Source organism: Nocardia uniformis NBRC 13702 (assembly GCF_001613345.1).
Taxonomy (GTDB): Bacteria; Actinomycetota; Actinomycetes; order Mycobacteriales; family Mycobacteriaceae; genus Nocardia; species Nocardia uniformis.
Map to the genome: position 1 here is coordinate 60480 of NZ_BDCE01000091.1, position 22311 is coordinate 82790.

The 22311-nt window shown below is 67.8% G+C and carries 8 protein-coding genes and 3 pseudogenes; 7 read left to right on the forward strand and 4 right to left on the reverse strand.

The features are described 5' to 3' along the window. From NU1_RS33335 to NU1_RS33345, 3 genes and pseudogenes are all read left to right on the forward strand, one after another. On the forward strand, positions 1-1137 hold the full coding sequence (locus NU1_RS33335; RefSeq protein ID WP_067527700.1) for a thiolase family protein: 1137 nt from the start codon (positions 1-3) through the stop codon (positions 1135-1137). Positions 1138-1163: 26 nt separating this feature from the next. Continuing rightward, positions 1164-2873, forward strand: a pseudogene (locus tag NU1_RS33340) (type I polyketide synthase); the annotation flags it as partial. Positions 2874-3538: 665 nt separating this feature from the next. Further along, positions 3539-4840 (forward strand): FAD-dependent oxidoreductase, encoded by a 1302-nt coding sequence (locus tag NU1_RS33345; protein WP_067527626.1) that lies wholly within the window; start codon positions 3539-3541, stop codon positions 4838-4840. 18 nt (positions 4841-4858) lie between these two features. Here NU1_RS33345 and NU1_RS33350 read toward each other — a convergent pair. Further along, positions 4859-6415 (reverse strand): annotated as a pseudogene (locus NU1_RS33350) (succinic semialdehyde dehydrogenase); the annotation flags it as partial. 219 nt (positions 6416-6634) lie between these two features. Here NU1_RS33350 and NU1_RS33355 point away from each other — a divergent pair. The 4 genes and pseudogenes from NU1_RS33355 to NU1_RS33370 all read left to right on the forward strand — a co-directional run bounded on the left by NU1_RS33355 (position 6635) and on the right by NU1_RS33370 (position 18918). Further along, the gene (locus NU1_RS33355) at positions 6635-13351 is read left to right on the forward strand and encodes a type I polyketide synthase (protein WP_084522043.1); all 6717 of its coding nucleotides are present in this window, start codon (positions 6635-6637) and stop codon (positions 13349-13351) included. A 47-nt stretch (positions 13352-13398) separates the two neighbouring features. Beyond that, a pseudogene (locus NU1_RS33360) lies at positions 13399-16575 on the forward strand (type I polyketide synthase); the annotation flags it as partial. Between the two features lie 16 nt (positions 16576-16591). Further along, entirely contained in the window at positions 16592-17611 is a 1020-nt protein-coding gene (locus tag NU1_RS33365) for an AfsA-related hotdog domain-containing protein (RefSeq protein ID WP_067527631.1), read from the forward strand. After that, a complete protein-coding gene (locus NU1_RS33370; RefSeq protein ID WP_067527633.1) occupies positions 17608-18918 on the forward strand; it encodes an FAD-dependent oxidoreductase in 1311 nt (436 codons plus the stop codon). The genes NU1_RS33365 and NU1_RS33370 overlap by 4 nt, the downstream gene beginning before the upstream one ends. Before the next feature lie 8 nt (positions 18919-18926). Here NU1_RS33370 and NU1_RS33375 read toward each other — a convergent pair whose 3' ends face one another. From NU1_RS33375 to NU1_RS33385, 3 genes are all read right to left on the reverse strand, one after another. Further along, positions 18927-19715, reverse strand: a complete 789-nt coding sequence (locus tag NU1_RS33375) for an AfsR/SARP family transcriptional regulator (protein WP_067527635.1) — start codon at positions 19713-19715, stop codon at positions 18927-18929. A gap of 98 nt (positions 19716-19813) precedes the next feature. Then, positions 19814-21406 carry a long-chain-fatty-acid--CoA ligase gene (locus NU1_RS33380; RefSeq protein WP_084522044.1) on the reverse strand — a complete coding sequence of 531 codons (1593 nt, stop codon included), beginning with the start codon at positions 21404-21406 and terminating at the stop codon, positions 19814-19816. A gap of 142 nt (positions 21407-21548) precedes the next feature. Further along, positions 21549-22271, reverse strand: coding sequence for an NAD(P)-dependent oxidoreductase (locus tag NU1_RS33385; protein ID WP_067527706.1), 723 nt, complete (start codon positions 22269-22271; stop codon positions 21549-21551). Positions 22272-22311: the final 40 nt, after the last annotated feature.

Here is a 22311-nt window from a genome sequence, read left to right on the forward strand (position 1 = left end):
ATGCCCGTCTACATCACCTCGACCGGCCGATTTCTGCCCGGCGCACCGGTTTCCAATGACGAGATCGAGGACTACATCGGCCGCGCCGGCCTGGCCTCGGCCGATCTGCGCGACATGATCCTCACCAATAGCGGTATCAAGACCAGGCATTACGCCATCGACAAGCGGCAGGAGACGGTCTACTCGAATACGCAGATGGCCGCCGAGGCCGTGCGCGAGGCCGTCGCCCGCTCCGGTCTGGGGCAGGACGAGGTCGAAATGCTCGCTGCCGCAACCACAATGCCGGACCTGCTCGGTCCCGGCCACGCCAGCATGATCCACGGCGAGGTCGGTTTCGCGCCGCTGGAGGTGATGACCGCGCACGGTATCTGCAGCTCGGGCATGATGGCGCTCAAAGACGCCTACCTGCAGATCGCGGTGGGGGAGAAACGCAATGCCGTGGTCGTGGCCAGCGAATTCGCCTCCCGCGGTTTCAAGAGCTCCCGCTACGCGCAGCTGGAATCGGTCGTCGAGGACGGCACCCTGCCCATGGAGACCGCCTTCCTGCGCTACATGCTCTCCGACGGTGCGGGAGCCGCTGTGTTGCAGAACGAACCGGCGGCCGAGGGCATCAGCCTGCGCATCGACTGGATCACCCTGACCTCCTACGCCAATACCGAACAGGCGTGCATGTTCTTCGGTAGCAAGTCCAATGACTGCGCCAAGACCTGGGGCGACTACCCGGACGCGACCGCCGCCGCCGTGGACGGTGCCATGGCCCCGCGTCAAAAGCTCTCCCTGTTACCACATTTGGTGGAGGTGGGCATAGAGGAGTATCAGAAGCTGGTCGCCACGGGACGTTTCGATCCGGAGAAGGTCACCTGGTTCCCGGTGCACTATTCCAGCGAGCGCATGAAGCACCTGATGATCGGTGAGTTCAAGCGTCGCCAGATCGGCGGCGGCAGGCTGGAGAGCTGGTACAGCAATCTGACCCGGGTCGGCAATGTCGGCTCGGCCAGTGTGTATCTCATTCTCGACGAGATGTTGAACGAGGGGATTGTTCGCGAGGGCGACACGCTGCTGTGCATGGTTCCCGAATCGGGCCGTTTCATTATCTCCTTCATGCATTTGACCGCGGTCGCCGGAAACCAGTCGTAGGGCGCATCGGTACCGGAGGTGGGCCAATGGCGGAGGAAGAACTGCGCGCGTATCTGCGCACGGCGGTACGTGAGCTGCAGCAGAGCCGGGAACGATTGCGGCAGTGGGAATCGCGTGCGAGCGAGCCGATCGCCATTGTATCGATGGGCTGCCGTTTCCCCGGCGGTGTCACCGGCCCGGCGGACCTGTGGCGCATGCTCGTCGAGGCCCGAGACGTGGTGTCCGGGTTCCCGGATGACCGCGGCTGGCAGCTGGAGCACCTCGACGATCCGGACCCCACACGCGGGAATCTCGTACAACGCGGCGGATTCCTCGATGCGGCAGGCGATTTCGATTCTCGATTCTTCGGAATCAGTCCGCGCGAGGCATTGGCAATGGATCCGCAACAGCGGCAGTTGCTGGAGGTCACCTGGGAGACCCTGGAGCGCGCGGGTATCGATCCGACCACCCTGCGGGGCAGCCGCACCGGGGTATTCGTCGGAATGATCGGCAATTCCTATGGCTTTCTCGATGGGTCGTACCGGGCGTTGACCGCCGCGCAGCTCACCGAGGTGAGTGGGTTCCTCATGACGGGTGTGGCCGCGGCCGCCGCCTCGGGCCGAATTTCCTACGTATTCGGGCTCGGCGGTCCCGCCGTCACCGTGGATACGGCGTGCTCGTCGTCGCTGGTGGCACTGCATCAGGCCGTGATATCGCTGCGCAGCGGGGAATCGGAGCTGGCGCTGGCCGGTGGGGCCACGGTTATGACGACACCCGATATGTTCGTCAGCAGCAGTGAGCGCGGTATGGCTCCCGACGGGCGATGTAAGTCCTATGCCGCCGGCGCGGACGGGACAGTCTGGGCCGAGGGCGTGGGAATGTTGCTGCTGGAGCGACTTTCGGATGCGCAACGCAATGGGCATCCGATCCTGGCCACTGTGCGCGGTTCGGCCCTCAATTCCGATGGGGAATCCAACGGGCTCACCGCGCCGAACGGTTCAGCGCAGCGGGGCGTGATTCGCGATGCGCTGGCGAATGCCGGACTGTCGGCTCCGGAGGTGGATGTCGTGGAGGGCCACGGCACCGGCACCATTCTGGGTGATCCGATCGAATTGCAGGCGCTGCTGGGCACTTACGGGCGGAACCGGGAGCGGCCGGCGCTGCTGGGATCGATAAAGTCGAATATGGGGCACAGCCTCGCCGCGGCCGGTATGGCGGGCGTGATCAAGCTGGTGCAGGCGTTACGCGATGGGATCGTCCCGCCCACGCTGCATGTCGATGCGCCGACGCCGCACGTGGATTGGTCGGCCGGGCAGGTGCGGCTGGCGACTACCGCACAGCCATGGCCGGAGACCGGACGGCCGCGGCGGGCGGCGGTGTCATCGTTCGGCATTACCGGAACCAATGCACATGTGATCCTGGAACAGGCACCAGTACAGGACGATTCGTTCGACCCGGCGCCGCGATCGGCGCCACCATGCCACATATGGCTGTTGTCGGCGCGCTCAGCGCGCGCATTGCCGGTGCAGGCCGCCCGGCTGACGGCATTTCTGGCCGTACATGACGACGTTGATCCGTGCGATATCGGGCATGCGCTACTGGTGTCACGGGCCCGGATGCCCTTCCGCGCGCTCATGATCGGCCGGACGTACGGCGATCTGGTCGAGGCGACGGAAGCGCTGGCGGCCGGCCATGAGTCGGAGGCGGTGGTGCGCGGGCAGTCCTCGCCGACGGCCAAGACGGTGCTGCTGTTTCCCGACACCTGCCCCACCCCTGCCGCCGGGCGCGGGCTCTACCGTGATTTCGCGATCTTCCGTAGAGCTTTTGACCAAGTGGCACAAGGAAGTTCTGATCCAGCAGCGCTGTCGGGTGTTGTGCGCGGTGACAGTGCCGCGGCGGATCGTCTATGCAACACCCCCAATCTCACCGATTCCTATCGCCATGCGGTCCAGATCGGCTTGTATCGGCTGATGGTGTCGTTCGGGCTGAGAGTGGACCACCTTATCGGCCGGGGTGCGGGGGAGGCGGTGGCCGCGTATGCGGTCGACACCCTCGGTCCGCCCACACCCCCGGTACCGGTTCAATGCGAAGCTGGGCTCGAAGCCTCCTTGAAATCGGTGGCGCAGGACAATGGTTCGATTCTGATCGAGCTGGGCGACGCCACGGCCATCGACTGGCTACGGGATACCGTGCACGCCGCTGTCGCACCCGATACCGACGTGGTGGCGGTCGCCGCCCTCGGCGATACGGGTACCGACGACCCGGATCAGGCTGGTGTCTCGGTACTGAGGGCCCTGGCCGCGGCACACGCGGCCGGTGCGCCGGTGGACTGGACGAGGCTGTACGCCCACTCGGGTGCGCGGCGAACAGAGTTGCCCACCTACGCATTCCAGCACCGCGGATACTGGCTGGGCAGGTAGCGATGGCGGAGGCCGGACGGGTCGCGGTAGTCGGAGCGGGTATCTCCGGGTTGGGTGCGGCCGACCGGCTGCGGCGCGCGGGCCACCCGGTAGAGATCATCGAATGCGGCACCGTACCCGGCGGTCGCTGCGGCGCGGGTATTCTCGACGGGCGGCCGATAACCGTCGGTGGGCGAATGATCGGGGCGAAATACACCGCGCTGCGCGAGTTTCTGGCCGATCTGGGATCTTTCGACCTGGAACCGGCGCGCATGCGGCTGACGCGGCTGATCGACGGCGACCTGGTCACGCTCGATCACCGCGATCCGGCGGGCACGCTGCGCTACCTGGTGGGCGCGGGGGCCGCCGCGCCGGATGTCGTGAAATTCTCGTATCTGAGCCGTCGCGCCCGGGGCGAGCGGGGGCTCCTGGCTCCGGGATACTTCAGCAAGCTCGCCGCCTCGGGCGATCGCAAACCACTCAGTGACCATTTCGATCCTGTCGTCACACGAACTCTGTTGACGCCCATGACCATCTGGATGCACGGCGCGGAACCCGATGAGGTGCACCTGGGTTCCTTCGGCATGGTCCTGGCCACCATGCTCGACGAGTTCGAACAGCTCACCGATGGAATCCAGCCGGTGGTGGCGGAATTGGTGCGGAGCGGTGTAGTGCTGCGCACCGGCACGTGGGCAACGCGACTGCTGGTTCGCAATGGGCGCGTGCGCGGACTGACACTCTCGGAGAACGGCGGACCGCCCGTCGATCGGCTCTACAGCGCGGTTGTGCTGGCGCTACCGGCACCGGCCGCCGTAGAGTTGGCCGCCGACGAATTCCCGGCCCTGGCAAAACTGCTGGCGCAGGTGCGGTACCTCCCGGCCGCGGCGGCGGTGGTCGAATACGACCGCGACGTATTCGCGCCCGATATCGGCGGCATCGCCTTCGACAATGGTCCGTGCCGCATGGTCGACCCCTACGGCGTGACCCGCCGCGATACGGTGCGCTACACCTTCACCGGACGTGCCGCGCGCCCGTTGCCGACCGCCGCGGTCCTCGACACCTGGCTCGGCCGCGCCGAGCGACTGCTCTTCGCGGGTTTCGGCCTCGGCGCGATCCGCCGACGCGGTGTCGTCCGCCGCGGGTGGACCGCCGGCTACTGCGCCTACCTGCCCTTCCACCTCGAATTCACCGGTCGGCTCCGCCACGAACTCGCGGCCTGCGGGCGACTGGCTCTGGCCGGGGATTACCTGCTCGGCACCTCCATGGAGGCGTGCTTTCGCAGCGGCGTGGAGGCCGCGAGCGCGGTAACCGCAGAACTGGCCTGACCTGCCGGGCGTGCAGAATCAGCGCCAGGGCAGGCGGGCGACCAGCTCCGCTATCGGCACCTGCATCCGGAAGAACCGTGCAGCCGAACCCTTCGGCGGCGGGCCGAGGACGCCGAGTCTGGTGGTGGCGATTGCCTGCGGGTCGGTGTACTTGAGTAGTCCGTCGGGCCCGTGGCGCCGCCCCGAGCCGGAGTTGCCCGTACCGCCCATCGGCGCCGCGGGGCTCGCGGCGGCTGCCGCGTAGCCCTCGTCGACGGTGACCGCGCCGGTGCGCAGGCGAGCGGCGAGAGCATTGCCCTGAGCGGGGGTCGCGGCGAAAACGGCTGCGTTCAGGCCGTATTCGGAGTCATTGGCCAGGGTCACGGCCTCATCCACATCGGCGACGGGGTAGACCGATACCAGTGGACCGAAGGTTTCCGCTCGGGCGCAATCCATTTCGGGGGTCACCCCGGTGAGCACCGTAGGTTCGAAGAACAGTGGGCCGAGATCCGGACGGGCGCGGCCGCCGGTGAGTACGTGCGCGCCCTTGGAGGTCGCGTCGGCCAGATGCTTTCGCACTGTTTCCAGCTGTTCGGGGGAGGTGAGGCTGCCCATATCGGTGTGGAAATCGTAGCCCGGCCCCACTGTCAGCGCCTCCGCCGCAGCGACGAACTGACCGGTGAATTCCGTTGCCACGGACCGCTCGACATAGATGCGCTCGATCGACAGGCACAGTTGGCCGGCATTGGAGAAGCACGCGCGGGCCGCGACGCGGGCCACGGCGGCCAGGTCGGTTCCGGCGGTGACGATCATCGGATTCTTACCACCGAGCTCGGCGGCGAAGCCGATCAGCCGCTCGGCGCAGCGCCGTGCGAGAATCCGGCCGGTATCGGTGGAACCGGTGAACATGAGGAAGTCGCAGCTCTCGGCAATGGCACCGCCGACCGTCGAGCCCGGACCCGGTAGCACCGCGAGCAGCTCGCGCGGCAGTCCTGCCCGATACAGGAGTTCGGCATTGGCGAGCGCCGAAAATGGAGTTCGGGCAGCCGGTTTCAAGAGCACGGCATTCCCGGCGAGCAGGGCGGGCAGGGAATCGCCGATGGCGAGGAACATCGGATAGTTCCACGGGGCGATCACACCCACGACCCCCTTGGGCCGACGCGCCACGCGGACGCGGGTGACCAGCGGCAGCGGACCGGGAACCCGCCGCGGCCGCAGCAATCGCGCCGACAGCCGGGAGTAGTACCGCGTACCGGCCAGAATCCCGAGCGCCTCTTCCTGCGCGGTCCAGCGCGCCTTGCCGGTCTCGGCCTGAATAATATCGAGCAGCCCATCCCGGTTGTCCAGCACCAGCTTCCGATAGCGCTCGATAACGGCCGCCCGCTCCTTGACCGGCCGCGCCGCCCATTGCCGCTGGGCCGTACGGGCCACGCCCACGGCGGCGGTCACATCGGCGGCCTCCGCCACCGGCACCTCGCCCAGCGATGCCCCGGTGAACACTTCACCGATGACGGCGGTGTGCCGGCCGGGTTCGTCGCTCACCGCGGCGAGCGCGCTGAGGCGTTGCAGGACAGTGGAATCCGGAATCGGCATCGTCGTACTCCTCTTCGAACGACCCTCGGCACCGACGCTAGCGCGCCCGCCGCCGGTTCAGGTGCGGCGATGGCCGGGCAGTTACCACACGGTGGGCGACCGCAGACCGAGCGTCCATAGGCTCGGTCGAGACGGTGCGCCGACCATGTGCCCCCTGCGGCGCACCGTATTTCGGGGCGCAGTGACTTTCGAGGAGGCGCAACGATGTTGGAGGAGCGCGGGATGCCACGAGGCGAAGGTGAACTCGACCCGGCCCGATTGCGCGCCGAACTTGCCCAGCTGGCACCGACCGATCAGATCCGAGTGCTGCGCGATCTGATCGCGCGCCAGGTACGCGACGTGCTCGGCGCCATGGCACCCGATGGTATCGATACCGGCCTGTCCTTCCAGAACCTCGGGTTCGACTCCAGGTCCGCGGTGGAACTGCGAGATCGGCTGCGAGTCACGACCGGTGTCGAACTCACCGCGGCTGTGGCCTTCGACTATCCGACCATCGAGCGGATGGCGCAGCTGCTGCACATCCGGTTGACCGGCCTGGAACTCGGGGAAGCCGATACCGATGCGCAGGCGGTGACGGCCCCCGAGGAACCGATCGCGATTATCGGTCTGGCCTGCCGCTACCCGGGCGGCATCGCCTCACCCGAGGATCTCTGGCAGATGCTCGCGGACGAACGCGATGTGGTCTCCGACTTCCCGACCGACCGCGGTTGGGCCGACATCTATGATCCCGAACCGGGTTCGGTCGGCAAATCCTATGTCCGATCCGGCGGATTCCTCTACGACGCACCGCTTTTCGATGCGGCGTTCTTCGATATCTCACCGCGTGAGGCGACCGCCATGGATCCGCAGCAGCGGCTGCTGCTGGAGGTCGCCTGGGAGGCGGTCGAACACGCGCGCATTGCCCCGACCTCGCTGCGTGGCACCCGGACCGGCGTGTACGCCGGGCAGTTCTATACCGACTACGCCGACGACGACGCTCCGCCGGAATTGCACGGCTACCTGATGACAGGCGTGACGGGAAGCGTTGCCTCCGGACGCATCTCGTATGCGCTGGGTCTCGAGGGCCCCGCTGTCACCGTGGACACCGCCTGTTCCTCCTCCTTGGTCACTCTGCATCTGGCCGCACAGGCGCTGCGCCGCGGGGAATGCGAAATGGCCCTGGCTGCCGGTGTCACCGTCATGCCGAAACCCAAGTCGTTCATCGGGTTCAGCCTCCAGCGCGGGCTGGCCCCGGACGGCCGGTGCAAGTCCTACGGCGCCGAGGCCGACGGCACCGTGTGGTCGGAGGGCGTCGGGGTTCTGGTCCTGGAACGTCTGTCGCAAGCGCAGCGGCGCGGGCGGCGCATTCTGGCGGTGATCCGAGGCTCCGCGGTCAATCAGGACGGCGCGTCGAATGGACTTGCCGCGCCCCACGGTCCGGCTCAGGAGCGGCTGATCCGCGCGGCACTGGCCGACGCCGGTATCGGCGGGGCGGATGTCGATGTGGTGGAGGGCCACGGCACCGGCACGGTACTCGGCGATCCGATCGAGGTGCAGGCACTGCTGTCGACCTACGGCCGGGCGCGGGGTGCGGCCGGGCCGCTGTGGCTGGGATCGGTGAAATCGAATATGGGCCACACCCAGGCCGCCGCGGGCGTGGCCGGTGTCATCAAGACGGTCATGGCCATGCGCCACGAGATCATGCCGCGCACACTGTATGCCGATCACCGAACCGAACACGTGAACTGGGGCGACGGTCAGGTCCAGGTGCTCGCGGCAGCGCGGCCGTGGCCGCGCCGCGATCGGGCCCGGCGGGCCGGTATCTCCTCGTTCGGTATCAGCGGCACCAATGCGCACGTGATCATCGAAGAGCCGCCGCGGGAACCCGCGACAACCGCTGACCGGTCGGAACCTCCGTTGACCGCGTGGGTGCTGTGCGCCCGCGATGACACCGCGGTATCGGCGCAGGCCGGTCGCCTGCTCACTGCACTGCGGGAACACGAGGACCTGGCCCCCGTCGATATCGGCTACTCCCTCGCGGTGACCCGCGCCGAATTCGCCCGGCGCTCCGTTCTGCTCGGCACCGACCGCACCGGTCTCCTCGAGGCACTGGAGGTGCTTGCCGAGGACGGTGATTCGGAGTCGGTGGTGCGCGGCGTCGCCGATCGAGACGCTCGCACGGCCCTGCTGTTTCCGGGCCAGGGCGCGCAGCGGCCCGGTATGGGCCGGCGACTGTACGACGCCTACCCCCTGTTCGCTGAGATCGTCGACGAGATGTGTGTCCAGTTCGACGCCGCCAACCCGCACTGGGAGGCGGGCCTGCGCGCGGTACTGTTCGCCGCGCCCGGCACCCCAGCGGCCGAACTGCTCGACGAAACCGGATACACCCAGCCCGCGCTGTTCACCATCGAGGTGGCGCTATTTCGTCTGATGTGCTCGTGGGGTGTGCGCCCGGACTATGTGGCAGGGCATTCGATCGGCGAGATCGCCGCGGCGTATGTGGCCGGGGTGTGGTCGCTGACGGATGCCTGCGCCCTGGTCGCGGCGCGAGGCCGCCTCATGCAGGCGCTACCGCGCGGCGGCGCCATGCTGGCGGCCGAGGCCGCCGAGGAGGATGTGGCCGAACTCCTCGCCGAGCGGACGGACCGCATATCCCTGGCCGCCGTCAACAGCCCGCGCTCGCTGGTCCTGTCCGGTGACGAGGACGCCGTGGCCGAGGTCGCCGCCCTGCTTGGCGAAGGCGGTACGCGGACGAAGAGATTGATCGTGAGCCACGCGTTCCACTCGCCGTGTATGGAACCGATGCTGGCCGAGTTCCGAAGGATCTGCGCGGGCCTGACCTATCACGGCGCCGCGATTCCGGTCATCTCCACGGTCACCGGCACACCGCTGACCGACGACGAGCTGCGTTCACCGGACTACTGGGTGAACCAGGTGCGTCGGCCGGTGCGATTCCTGGCCGCCACGCGGCGACTACTCGGCCCGGAGGGGGTGTCCGTGCTGTGGGAGGTCGGTCCCGGCACCGTGCTCACCGGGCTGGTCCATCGCACGGCATCGGATTCCGAGGTCGTCCCGACCGCCGCGCCGATGCTGCGCGAACCCGGATCCGACGGAGAGCCGATGGATCTGCTGCGCGGCCTATCCCTCGGCTATTGCGCCGGCGCGCAGGTCGATTGGGCCGGCATGTTCACCGGCGCCGGCGCACATCTGGTCGACCTGCCCACGTATGCCTTTCAGCGGCAACGCTACTGGTTGGAACCCGTTGGTGGCGGCGATGTGCGCGGTGCGGGTCTTGCCGATGCCGACCATCCGCTCCTGGGCGCGCTGGTAGAGCTGCCGGATACCGAGACCCTGATCTGGACCGGCTTGCTCTCGCTGCGTACCCACCCATGGCTGGCCGACCACGATATTGCCGGGAACGTTCTGCTGCCGGGCACCGCCTATGTCGATATTGCCCTGTACGCGGGCACGGCCGCGGACTGTCCGCACCTGGCCGAGCTGGTATTGCAGGCCCCGCTCGTACTGCCGGAGTCCGGTGCGCTCGAACTTCGGGTCGTTGTCGGTGCCACACAGGAAGATGGCTCGCGGTCGATGAGCATCCACTCCCGCCCCCAGTCCGAATCCGACGAGACGATCGAATGGTCCTGTCACGCCGAGGGTGTTGTGCAGCCGGAGTCCGAACCTATCGCGGCCCCGGTGGATTTCGCTGTGTGGCCGCCGTCCGGTGCCGAAAAGGTCGAGCTCGACGGCGGATACGACCGGCTCGCCGATCGCGGCTACCGCTACGGCCCACTGTTCCGCGGGCTGACAGCGCTGTGGCGGCGCGGGGAGGAATTGTTCGCCGAGGTGGATCTGCCCGAGCAGGCGCGCGGGTCGGCCGAGCGATTCGGAGTGCATCCGGCACTGCTGGATGCGGCGCTGCACGCTCTTGCGCTCCGTGGGCCCACACTCGGCGGCGACGAGGTGTCGGTGCCGTTCTCCTGGGAGGGGGTGACCCTGCACGCGGTGGGCGCGGACTCACTGCGCGTGCGACTGACGACTCCCGCGCCGGACCGGATCACGCTCACCCTCGCCGATCCGGCCGGCAGCCCCGTGGCGGAAGTGGCGGCGCTGGCGCTGCGCACACTGCCGAGGTCGGCGCTCACCGCCGCGTCGGCGGTCGGGACAGAGTTGCTTATCCCGGGCTGGACTGCGCTCGCACGGTCCGAGATAGCCGACGCGGTCGCCTGGGATTCGGGCGACAGCATCGAGACGGTGACGCTCGGCGACCGTTCGGCCCGGGTGCTGCGGGCCGACTTCCACGGCGACGGCAACGAATCCGAGACGGGCACTCCTGAATTCGTGCGTGAACGCGTGGCCTGGCTGCTGTCTCGCGTGCAACCGCTGCTGGCTGCGGATTCCGGCGAGGACCCGCTGGTCGTGGTGACCCGCCATGCCGTGGCCCTGTATGGTGCCGAAGTCGCGGACCTCACCGGTGCGGCGGCATGGGGCCTGCTGCGCAGCGCGCAGACGGAGAATCCGGGGCGGCTGCTCCTCGTCGACACCGATGAGTGGGAGAACTACCGCGATGCGGTGGCGCAGGCACTGGCCAGCACCGGGGAACCGCAACTGGCCGTACGCGATGGCCTGCCGCATACCGCCCGGCTCAGCCGCGCCGGTACCGAGACCATGATCGCGGAACCGCCGGGGGACGCGCCCTGGCGATTGCGGCCGCGGGGCCGGGGCACCCTCACTCCGGACAACCTCGCGCTCGTCGCGGATGAGGACGCCGAGACGTCGCTGCTCCCCGGACAGGTGCGCATCGAGGTCCGCACCGCGGGCGTCAACTTCCGCGATGTGCTGATCGTGCTCGGCATGTACCCCGACCCGGATGCCGGAATCGGCGGGGAGGGTGCGGGAGTGGTCGTCGAGGTCGCCCCCGATATCACCGAATTCGAGCCCGGCGATCGGGTTTTCGGCTTCATCCCGGCCGTCGCGTCAACCGCGGTGGTGGACCGACGCCTGGTGGCACCCATGCCGCGCGGCTGGACATTCGCGCAGGCCGCCGCCGCTCCGGTGGTGTTCGCGACCGCATACTACGGCCTGGTCGATCTGGCCGAACTCGAGGCCGGGGAGAAGCTGCTGCTGCACGCCGCCACGGGCGGCGTGGGCATGGCCGCCAGCCAGCTGGCCCGCCATCTCGGGGCCGAACTCTATGTCACCGCCAGCAAACCCAAGTGGAATGTGCTGCGCGATATGGGATTCGACGACGACCACGTCGGCGACTCGCGCAGCCTGGATTTCGAGAGCAGGTTCACCGCTGCTACCGGTGGCAGCGGCGTCGACGTCGTTCTCGATTCTCTCGCGGGGGAATTCGTGGACGCGTCGCTCCGGCTGCTGCCGCGCGGCGGTCGCTTCATCGAGATGGGCATGACCGACCGGCGTGAACCGGAGCAGGTGGCAGCGGGACACCCGGGTGTGCGCTACCGCAGCTTCCACCTGATGGAGGCCGGACCCGACCGGCTGCGCGAGATACTCACGATACTGGCGGATCTGTTCGAATCCGGTGCGCTACAGCCGATCCCGACTACCTGCTGGCACGTCCGCGAGGCTGCCGAGACCTTGCGTTTCATGAGCCAGGCCCGCCACATCGGCAAGAATGTGCTGGCCCTGCCGGTCCCGTGGCGGCCCGACGGCACCGTACTGATTACCGGCGGTACCGGTGGTCTGGGCGCGGTCATCGCGCGCCACCTCGTCACCGCCCGCGGCGTGCGACGGCTGGTGCTGGCCAGTCGCCGAGGTCCGGCCGCCACGGGTGCCGCCGAACTGGCGGCCGAGCTGACCGAACACGGCGCGGAAGTGTCCGTTGTCGCCACTGATCTGTCAGAGCCGCAGGCGATTTCGACATTGCTGTCCGAGATACCCGCCGACCATCCACTGACCGCGGTGGTGCATGCGGCGGGGGTGCTCGATGATGCGGTCTTCGAATCGTTGACCGCCGACCAGTTTGCCACCGTATTCAAGCCCAAGGTCGATGCCGCCTGGCGACTGCACGAGGCGACCGTGGACGCGGATCTTGCCGCGTTCGTACTGTATTCGTCGGTGGCGGGTGTACTGGGAGGTCCCGGACAGGCCAATTACGCGGCGGCCAATGCCTTTATCGACGCACTGGCGCGGCAGCGTCGGGTGGCGGGGCTGCCGGCCACGGCGGTGGCCTGGGGCGCTTGGCGCGGCAGCAACGGTATGACGGCCGAACTGAGCGATCAGGATTGGGCACGCATGCGCCGGCAGGGTATGCGGCCCATCGACGACGCACACGGTGTCGCCCTGTTCGACGCCGCCCTCGCCGGGGCGAACGAGGCGGTTGTCGCCGCCCGGTGGGATACCGCGGCGCTGTCGGCGCAGGACCCGGCCGATATTCCGCCACCGCTGCGTGGCCTGGCGCGGGCTCCCCGGCGCACCGCCGCCGCACGGTCTGCCGAATCGGCGAAATTCATTGCGGGACTCGCAGGTATGGACCCTGCCGAGCAAGGGCAGACCATTGTGGACGCACTGCGGGTGCAGGCGGCGGCGGTGCTGGGACACCGATCCCCGGATGCGATCGACCCCACCCGGCCGTTCCAGGAGCTCGGATTCGACTCGCTCGGTGTGATGGAGTTCCGCAACCGGTTGAAGTCGGCGCTGGGCATCGCCCTGGCGGCCACGGTCGTATTCGATCATCCGACCCCGGCCGCACTGGCCGAGTACCTGCGCCAGGAGATCGTCCCCGTCGACGACGCACCGGCGCGGCTGCGCGCCGGCATCGAGGGAGTGGCCCGCGGCTGTGCCGCCGCCCAACTGGGTCCGGAGGACCGGCGCGATCTGGCCGTGCGATTGCGTGCGGTGGTACGGGAGCTGGATGCGGGCGTCGACGGCGTCTCGGTCGACCTGGATACCGCCGACGACCGCGAGCTGTTCGGGCTGATCGACCAGTTGGACTGAACAGCAATGGGAATCGGGGGAGACCGAGGGAGTACGAGATGGCCGAGGACGAACTGCGCCGGTATCTGCGGCGCACGGTGGCCGACCTGCTACAGGTCCGCCAGGAGCTCAGCGCGCTGAAACAGCGGGCGGCGGAACCGATTGCCGTCATCGGTATGGCCTGCCGGTTCCCGGGCGGTATCGCCTCGCCGGAGGACCTCTGGCGGGTGGTATCCGAGCGCCGCCACGTGCGGTCGCCCTTCCCTGCCGATCGTGGCTGGCGGGCGGCCGCCGACCACGACGAGCCGGGTAATCCGACTGTCGGGCTGGGTGGATTCCTCGATGACGCGACGGGATTCGATGCCGCCTTCTTCGGCATCTCCGATAGCGAAGCGGCGGCGATGGATCCGCAGCAGCGGCTGATGTTGGAGGTGGCGTGGGAGGCGTTCGAACGCGGCCACCTCGACCCGACGACCTTGCGCGGCAGCGATACCGGGGTTTTCGCGGCGGTGAGCGATCAGGTCTACTCGGACTGGTGTCCGGATTGGGACGGCTACGAAACCTATTACGTCCTGGGCAATCAGGTCAGCCTGGCCACCGGGCGGATCGCCTACGCGCTAGGACTGGATGGACCCGCCATTACCGTCGACACGGCCTGCTCCGGTGCGCTGGTGGCACTGCACCAGGCCGTCGAGGCATTGCGCGCCGGATCCTGTTCCCTCGCACTGACCGGTGGCATCACCGTGATTACCCAGCCCACCCAGTTCGTCGCTTTCTCCCGGCAACGGGCACTGGCGCCGGACGGGATCTGCAAACCGTACGCGACGGCCGCCGACGGCACGGCGTGGTCGGAGGGTGTGGGGCTGGTCGTGTTGGAACGGCTGTCGGACGCGCGCCGCCACGGCCATCCTGTCCTGGCGGTGGTGCGTGGCAGCGCGGTCAATTCCGACGGCGCGTCCAATGGGCTTACCGCGCCCAATGGTCAAGCACAGCAACGGGTTATCCGGCGCGCGCTGGTCGCCGCGGGCCTGAGTGCCGCCGAGATCGATGTGATCGAGGGACACGGTACCGGCACCACACTGGGCGATCCCATCGAGGCGCAAGCATTACTCGCGACCTACGGCCGCCACCGCGCGCTGGAACGACCCGTGTGGCTGGGGTCGATCAAATCGAATATCGGGCATACCCAGTCGGCTGCCGGAGCGGCGGGACTGATCAAGATGATCATGGCGATGCGGCACGGCGTGGTGCCCGCGACGCTGCACGTCGATCGGCCTTCGGAGCATATCGACTGGTCGGCGGGACAGTTGCGGCTCGCAACCGAATCCGTGCCGTGGCCGGAGACCGGCAATCCGCGCCGGGCGGCGATCTCGGCGTTCGGATTCAGCGGCACCAACGCGCATGTCGTCGTCGAGTACGACACGGCCGGATACGACTCGGAGCAGCGGGATTTCAAGACGGCCACGGGCACTGCGGCCGAAGACATCACCGAGACCGCCCGCGCCGACAGCACAGTCGCCGACTCTTCCCGCCTGCCGACCTATCCGGTCGTCGTCTCGGCACGTGGTGCGGCGGCATTGCGAGAGCAGTCCGCCCGCCTGGTAGCCACGATCGGTATCGAAAACGCCGCTGCCATAGTCGATCTCGGATACGCCTCGGTGACGACCCGCGCTGTCTTCGACCATCGCGCCGTGCTGATCGCCGGTGAGACCGAACGGCTGCGGGCCGCAGCCGAAGCGGTGGCGCAAGGCGCGGGGAGCTCGGATGCCGTGGTCGGTGCCGTATCGAGCGGGCGACTCGGTGTGCTGCTGCCGGGGCAGGGGAGTCAGCGGCCAGGTACGGGAAGACAGCTGTACGAGCTGTTTCCCGCGTTCGCGGCCGCCTTCGACGAGCTGTGCGCCGCCTTCGACCCACATCTCGATCGCCCACTGCGCGAGATCGTGTTCGACGCCGACTCGGAAACTCTCGACCGGACCGAGTTCACCCAGCCCGCCTTGTTCAGTGTGCAGGTCGCGATCTGGCGGTTGCTCGAATCATGGGGCGTGACAGCGGACTTCCTGCTCGGGCACTCCATCGGGGAGCTGTCGGCCGCGCATCTCGGCGGAGTAATCGCGCTGCCGGATGCCGCCGCCGTGGTGGCGGCGCGCGGGCGGCTCATGCAGAGACTGGGACCCGGTGCGATGCTCGCCGTGCGGGCTTCGCGCGCGGAAGCCGAAGAAGCTCTCGGGGGCTACCGGGATCGGGTGTCGGTCGCCGCGGACAACGGGCCGAATGCCACCGTTCTTTCCGGGGACGAGGCGGCGGTGCTGGAGCTGGCGCGGTATTGGCGTGGCCGTGGCCGTCGTACCCGCCGTCTGGGTGTTGCGCGTGCCTTCCACTCACCGCAGCTGGACGGGCTGCTCGCGGATTTCCGCGCCGTGCTGGCGGGCGTCGAGCTGAAGCCATCCTCGATTCCCCTGGTATCCAACGTGACCGGGCTGGTCGCGACCTCCGCACAGCTGAGCACACCGGAGTATTGGGTGCGGCAGGCGCGCGGCACCGTGCTGTTCCACGACAGTGTGCGGTGTCTGCGGGACGCCGGGGTGGACACCTTCCTCGAAATCGGATCGGGCGATGTGCTGTCGGGGATGACCGCCGAGTGCGTCGCCGACGACCGCTGCGCGATTCTGCCGGGTCTGCGCGGGAACGGCACCGAGGCTCGGGACCTGCTCGGCGCGGTCGCCGGCATCTGGGTGCGGGGCGCGGCGGTCGCGTGGCCGGAGGTATTCACCGGATCCGGCGCCCGCACCGTCGACCTGCCCACCTACGCCTTCCAGCATCGGCGCTACTGGCATGGCACCCAGCACTATTGGTGCGCCAGCGGTGGCGGAGCCACGACCGCCCATTTCGGTGTCGACCCCGAGGCAGCCCAGGCCGCGCCGGAACAGACCGATCCGGTCGCCGGACTCGTGGCGGCACTGGCCGAATTCGAAGCTTCCGAACGTGGTGAGTACCTCTTGGCGGCGGTGCGGGCACAGCTCACCGCGATACTCGCCGACCGCGTCGAAGTCACGTCGATCGATGACGATACCGGCGTGCTGGCAACCGGTCTGACCTCGCTGTCGGTACTCGAACTGCGCAGCCGGATCAGCGGGATCACCGGACTCGTGCTGCCCGTGAGCGCCTTCCTCGACAATCCGACCCCCCGCACGCTGGCCGCACTACTGGATACCGAACTGGCTGCGGTAGCGCCGGTTACGCGTTGATCGGAAAGGAGAACCGGTGCCCTCGCACACGAAGAATACGGGCGGACTGAGTTTCGAGCAGACCGTGCCCCGCTCCCTGGCGCACCGCCGCTGCCTCGGCGAAGTCTTCGTCGCCGATACCGCCGCGGTCGGCGTCGGCGAATACCTTGCCGCGGTGCAGATTCCGCGCGCGCACCTGCTCTGGTCGGATCGCCGCGGCGATCAGCACGATCCGCTGGCGCTGGTGGAGGCGGTGCGGCAGGCCATGACAGTATTCGGGCACCGATATCTGAACCTGCCGCCGGATACCGCGCTCAGCCTGCAGCGCGTGGCCGTCGATATCGAGGACCGCAGCGTCCTGCACGATGATGGGGCCACGCCGCTCGAGGGCATTGTGCGACTGCGCACCGACCTCGATGCCGGGACCGCGTATCTCACCGATCATGGTTTCACCGCGACGGTAACTGTCGGTGGCGCGGCGGCGGTGAGCGTTCGCGGCGGCGGTATCGCCTTTCCCGCCGAGGCGTACGCGCAGCTGCGGCAACACCAACTCGCCGACCGTCTCGAGAACGGTAGAGGTCAGGGCGGCTCGATACTTCGAACCAGTCCCGTGGCGCCCGCGCGTGTGGGCCGCCGCGATGAACGTAATGTGGTGGTGGGAACCGGCGATTCGGGTGTCGAACTGGTGGTGGACAGGCGGCATCCGTCGTTCTTCGACCACCCGTACGACCATGTTCCGGGCCCCCTGCTCCTGGAAGGCTTCCGGCAGGCCGCGCTCCTGGCCGTCGCGGATACCAGCGCGTCGCCGCCGGTCGCGCTCGATGCGGCACCGGTGACGATGGCAGCCGAGTTCAGCGGTTTCGCGGAGTTCCACGCACCCCTGATCCTCACCAGCAGTATCGACCGCGACGACGAGAGCGACTGTGCCGAGATACATCTCGACCTGACACAGTTCGGCGTCCGGATCGCCGGCTGCCGTATCGAATTCGACCTCATTTCACCAGCACCCCGGCGCGATGCCGCCTCGCTCACAGCACCCGAGGAGATCAGTACATGAACAACGCGACCACAGCCGACCGGCGCATTGCGGTGGTCGGTGCCGGAATCGCCGGCATGGCGGCGGCACTGGAATTGCACGAGGCCGGATATCGGGTCGACCTGGTGGAACAGCTGCCGGTGCTCGGCGGGCGTTTCGGCCTCGACCGGCTCGGCGGCCGGCCCGTCATGACCGGCGGTAAGAATCTCGGACGCAAGTATTCGGCGCTGCGCGGGTTCCTCGATCGGCTCGGGACGCCGCGCTATGAACCGTTCGGCATCAACACCTCCCGGGTCGTCGACGGCAAGCTGCTGACCCTGGACAGCACCCAAACCGCCTGGGACAAGGTTTCGCGCCTGCGTCGATTGGGATCTGTCCGCGACCTGCTGAAGCTCGCGCGGCTGGGTCTGCTGGTGCGGCGTGCGGAGGCCAACCGATTCCTCGGCGCACCGGCCTTCGCGCAGGTGGCCGCCGCCTCCGACGATCGGCCGCTGTCGGAACATTTCGGCTCCGATATCGTGCGCAAGATGTTCCGGCCGATGACCGTTCGGATGAACGGGGCAGAGCCGGACGAGGTGTACCTGGGTACCTTCGGTACCAATCTGTCGATGATCATGGACACATACGATCAGCTCACCGACGGCATCACTCCGGCCGTCACCGCACTGGCGGAACGAGTTTCGGTACGCACCTCATCACGAGTGGAGCGATTGATCACCGACGGTGGACGCGTGACGGGGCTGGCCATCAGCACCGATGGCGGGCCGGTCGCCGACTGTCACTACGACGCCGTGGTGCTCGCGACGCCTGCCTACGCGACCGCGGAGCTGGTCAAGGCCGACCTGCCGGAGCTGAGCGAAACCCTCCAGGAGGTCCGATATTTCCCGGCCGCGGTCGTGCTCGTGCACTACGAACGGCCGGTGTTCGGAACACGGGTGCGCGCCATCGTCCTCGACGACGGGCCGTGCAGCAATGCCGGTGTTTACGGGATCAACGATCTCGATATCGTCCGCTACACCTTCAGCGGCCGCCAGGCCCGCCCCGTGCCCACCGCGGATGTGCTTGCCGAATGGGTCGACGATGCCGAACGACGTCTGTTCGGTCTGCTCGGCCACGAGCGAATCGGGCGCAAGGATACGGTCACCCGTATTTGGGATGCCGCCTACTGCGCGTATGTGCCACACCACGGTGCCTTCCTCGACCGGGTGCGCGGTCAGGTCACGGGGGTCGAGGGGCTGGAACTGGCCGGCGACTACCTGCGTGGCGCACCGCTGGAAGCCTGTTGCCGCTCAGGAATCGAAGCGGCGCAGCGGATTCGGACAGCCTAGGGCTGCGCTCACGCGGTCGGCCGCACTAGCTGGGCGGTCTGTAGCGAGGAGTCCTGCGCGAGTATGAGTCGCAGCAGTCGTTGCAGATCCCGCCCCGGCTCGATGCCGAGATGCTCCACCAGTGCCGCGCGGGAACGCTGGTACACGCGCAGCGCCTCCGCCTGCCGTCCCGATCGGTACAGCGCAAGCATGTACTGCCGGTGAAACCCCTCCCGTAGGGGCGCTGTCGCGGTGAGCAATTCCAATTCCGGTGTGATCTCGCGATGCCGCCCGTCGGCCAACTCCGCCTCCAGACAGTCCTCGTAGGCATTGAGGCGTTCGTCCTCGAGAGCGGTCAGCTCACTCCAGCCGAGCCCGGCCTCCACCAGATCCGCCAGCGCGGCACCCGACCATATGCCGATGGCCGCGCGCAGCCGCTCGCGTGCACAGTCGATGGCCCCGGCTCGTAGTGCGGTCCGACCCTGGCCGGCGAGAAGCCGGAAATGGTTGAGGTCCACCGCAGTCGGGTCGACGCGGAGAATATAGCCGGGAACCTGGGTGAGCAGTGCCGGTCCTCCGGTATCGGAATTGCTGTGCGCCAGCGTCTTCCGCAGGGCGGACACCGCGTTCTGCACGATCTTGCGTGCGGTCGGCGGCGGGCCCTCCGGCCACAGCGCCTCACGTATCCTGCTCGCCGCCACCACCTGATTGTCGTGCAGCAGTAGATATCCGAGGACCGCCCGGCGGGTCAGCCCGCCCAGATCGAGCCTCGTCCCGTCGGAACGGACATCCAGTGCACCGAGAACTCGGAATTCCATAGTGCTGCCTTCCGGTTCGCCCACCTTCGTGATCGGACCCGATGGTGCAGCACCGATTCGTCAGGCAGTACCCCTACGACCGGCACCCTTACGCCCGGTCAGTTCACCGCTCGGTCGCGGCCCTGCCAGAGCGGTTCCCGCAGCGTGCGACGCAGGATCTTGCCGCTGGCATTGCGGGGCAGCGCGTCGAGGACCTCGATGTGCTGCGGCAATTTGAACGAGGCAAGCTTGTCGCGAATGGACATCATCAGCTCGTGGGGTGTGGCGGACTGACCGGGGTGGAAGGCGACGAAGGCGTGCAACCGCTCACCCCAGCGGTCGTCGGGTGCGCCGACCACCGCGGCCTCGCGCACTGCCGGATGCGCGACCAGGACATTCTCCACTTCCGCCGGGTAGACGTTCTCACCACCGACAATGATCATGTCCGCGAGCCGGTCGCAGATGAACAGATAACCGTCCTCATCGAGCCGGCCCGCGTCACCGGTGTGGATCCAGCCGTCGACGAGGGTCGCGGCGGTGGCGTCCGGGCGGTTGAAGTATTCGAGCATCATGGCCGGACCGCGTACCACCACCTCACCGATCTCACCGGGCGGCAAGGGATTTCCGGCCTTATCGAGAATCAGGATTTCCGAGTCCGCGTACGACGTGCCCGACGACCGCAGTCGCGGACTGCCCGGCGTATGGTCCGCTGGCGGCAGGAAGGTGATCGGCGTCGCGGTCTCGGTCATTCCGTAGAACTGCAGGAATTCACAGCCGTACACCGTCATACAGAGGTTGAGCATGTCCTCCGGGATCGGTGAGCCGCCGTAGGCGACCTGGCGCAATCCGGCGAAATCCGCAGGGGTGACACCGGGTTCGGCAATGACCAGCAGCAGCATGACCGGCACCGCGCACACGGCGGTGATGTCGAACGTCCGGATAGCCGCCAGGGCCGCCGGCGGAGTGTACTCGGGGAGGATGACGGTGGTGACCGCGTCGAGCAATCCCTGTACCGCCCAGGCCAATCCGGCGATATGGAACCCCGGGATGAGTACCAGGCAGCGATCGTCCGGTGGTGGCTGGAGCCACGGCATACTCGACCGGTCCCGCACCTCGCGTACCGCGAACAGGCTCTGTTGCGCAATGACGACGCCCTTGGGGTGGCCGGTCGTCCCGCTGGTGTACATCTGTAGCAGCGCCTGCTGCCTGGAGGTCTTCGTGGGCAGCCGGTAGTCCGCGTAAGGGGCATGCCAGGCTGTGAATCCGGCACCGGCGACACCGTCACGATCCATTCGGACCAGTCCAATCGGCCGCTCCATGCGCTCCATCGCCTGCGCGGCGAGAGGTTCGTCGGCAGCATCCACGAACAACAGTTCGCACTCGGAATCCCGCAGAATGTATTCGATTTCGGTGCTTGCGAGCCGCCAGTTCAGCGGTACCAGCACCAGCCCGCTATCCGCCGCGGCGATCAACAGCTGATACAGCCGCTCGCTGTCTCGACCGAGATACCCGACCCGCGCCCCGGGCGCCAACCCCTCAGCCTGCAGTGCATTCGCGACCTGGCAGGAAATCCGATGCAGCGCACCGAACGTCGTCTCCCGCCCCGCACACACCAGCGCCACCAAATCCGGCCGTCGCGCCGCGTGTTCGGCGATTGCCGCGGAAAGACCGGCCGTCGTCAAGTCCGCCCCCGGTACCGCTGACTTGGTCATGACATCACCTGAATCTGTAGTAGAGCAGTGGATTCCGCCTACTGACGCTATTCGGGGGCGGTAATCGCGCAGTAACTATTCGGGTCGACAGGAGGATTCGAGTAGGGGGTATCGCGACCGCAAATTCGATCGGCGTTGCGGATCAGGTGGATACGGTGCTCGACGCCGCTCGGCGCTGGGCCAGCGCTTCGCTGCGGACCCACCGGAACAGGGTGGGGTTGTCGACAGTGGTGATGATGCTGACGATGGTGCGGAGGTAGCGGTCGCTGTCGAGCAGAGCCAGCATGCTCGCGGCCAGGTCCGTGCGGGCGGTGAATCTACCGTCGGCGTGGCCCTCGACGACGGTGTGGTCGGTGACCGTCGGCAGGTGGTAAAGGCCGCTCGGGCGGACGATCGTCCAGTCCAGATCGGTGGCGCGGATCAGCGTTTCCATCCGCCGCATATCGTCGTACAGCGTCTTACCCAGCACCCGCGTCACGTACGGCAGTAGCACGCGGTTGAACAGGAGCCCGCCGTCGGAGTACGGGTGCGGGTCGACCCCGCTGGAGCTGACCACGGCGAGCCGACGCACCCGATGGCGCTGCATCGCGGCGACGATATTGGCCGCGCCCTGCGAATAGGTGTTGATCGGTTCCTTCCCGGCGGGCACCCCGAGTGTCGACAGCACCGCATCGGCCTGCGCCACGGCGGCATCGACCGCCCCCGGATCGAGCACATCGGCACCGACTACCTCGAGCCGATCATGGTTCAGTGGAAAGGAACCCGGTTGCCGGGTGACCGCGGAAACCTGATAGCCAGCGGCGAGTGCCTGTCCAGTGAGTAGGCGGCCGGTGGGTCCATTGGCTCCAAAGACGGTGATACGCATGATGATTGCCCTTCTCTGATATTCCTGTCCGGGTACCTGG

Coding starts and splice junctions, on each gene's coding strand:
- NU1_RS33375 (WP_067527635.1), bottom strand. CDS start 19,715: ATGGAATTCCGAGTTCTCGGTGCACTGGATGTCCGTTCCGACGGGACG.
- NU1_RS33345 (WP_067527626.1), top strand. CDS start 3,539: ATGGCGGAGGCCGGACGGGTCGCGGTAGTCGGAGCGGGTATCTCCGGG.
- NU1_RS33380 (WP_084522044.1), bottom strand. CDS start 21,406: ATGACCAAGTCAGCGGTACCGGGGGCGGACTTGACGACGGCCGGTCTT.
- NU1_RS33335 (WP_067527700.1), top strand. CDS start 1: ATGCCCGTCTACATCACCTCGACCGGCCGATTTCTGCCCGGCGCACCG.
- NU1_RS33355 (WP_084522043.1), top strand. CDS start 6,635: ATGCCACGAGGCGAAGGTGAACTCGACCCGGCCCGATTGCGCGCCGAA.
- NU1_RS33370 (WP_067527633.1), top strand. CDS start 17,608: ATGAACAACGCGACCACAGCCGACCGGCGCATTGCGGTGGTCGGTGCC.
- NU1_RS33385 (WP_067527706.1), bottom strand. CDS start 22,271: ATGCGTATCACCGTCTTTGGAGCCAATGGACCCACCGGCCGCCTACTC.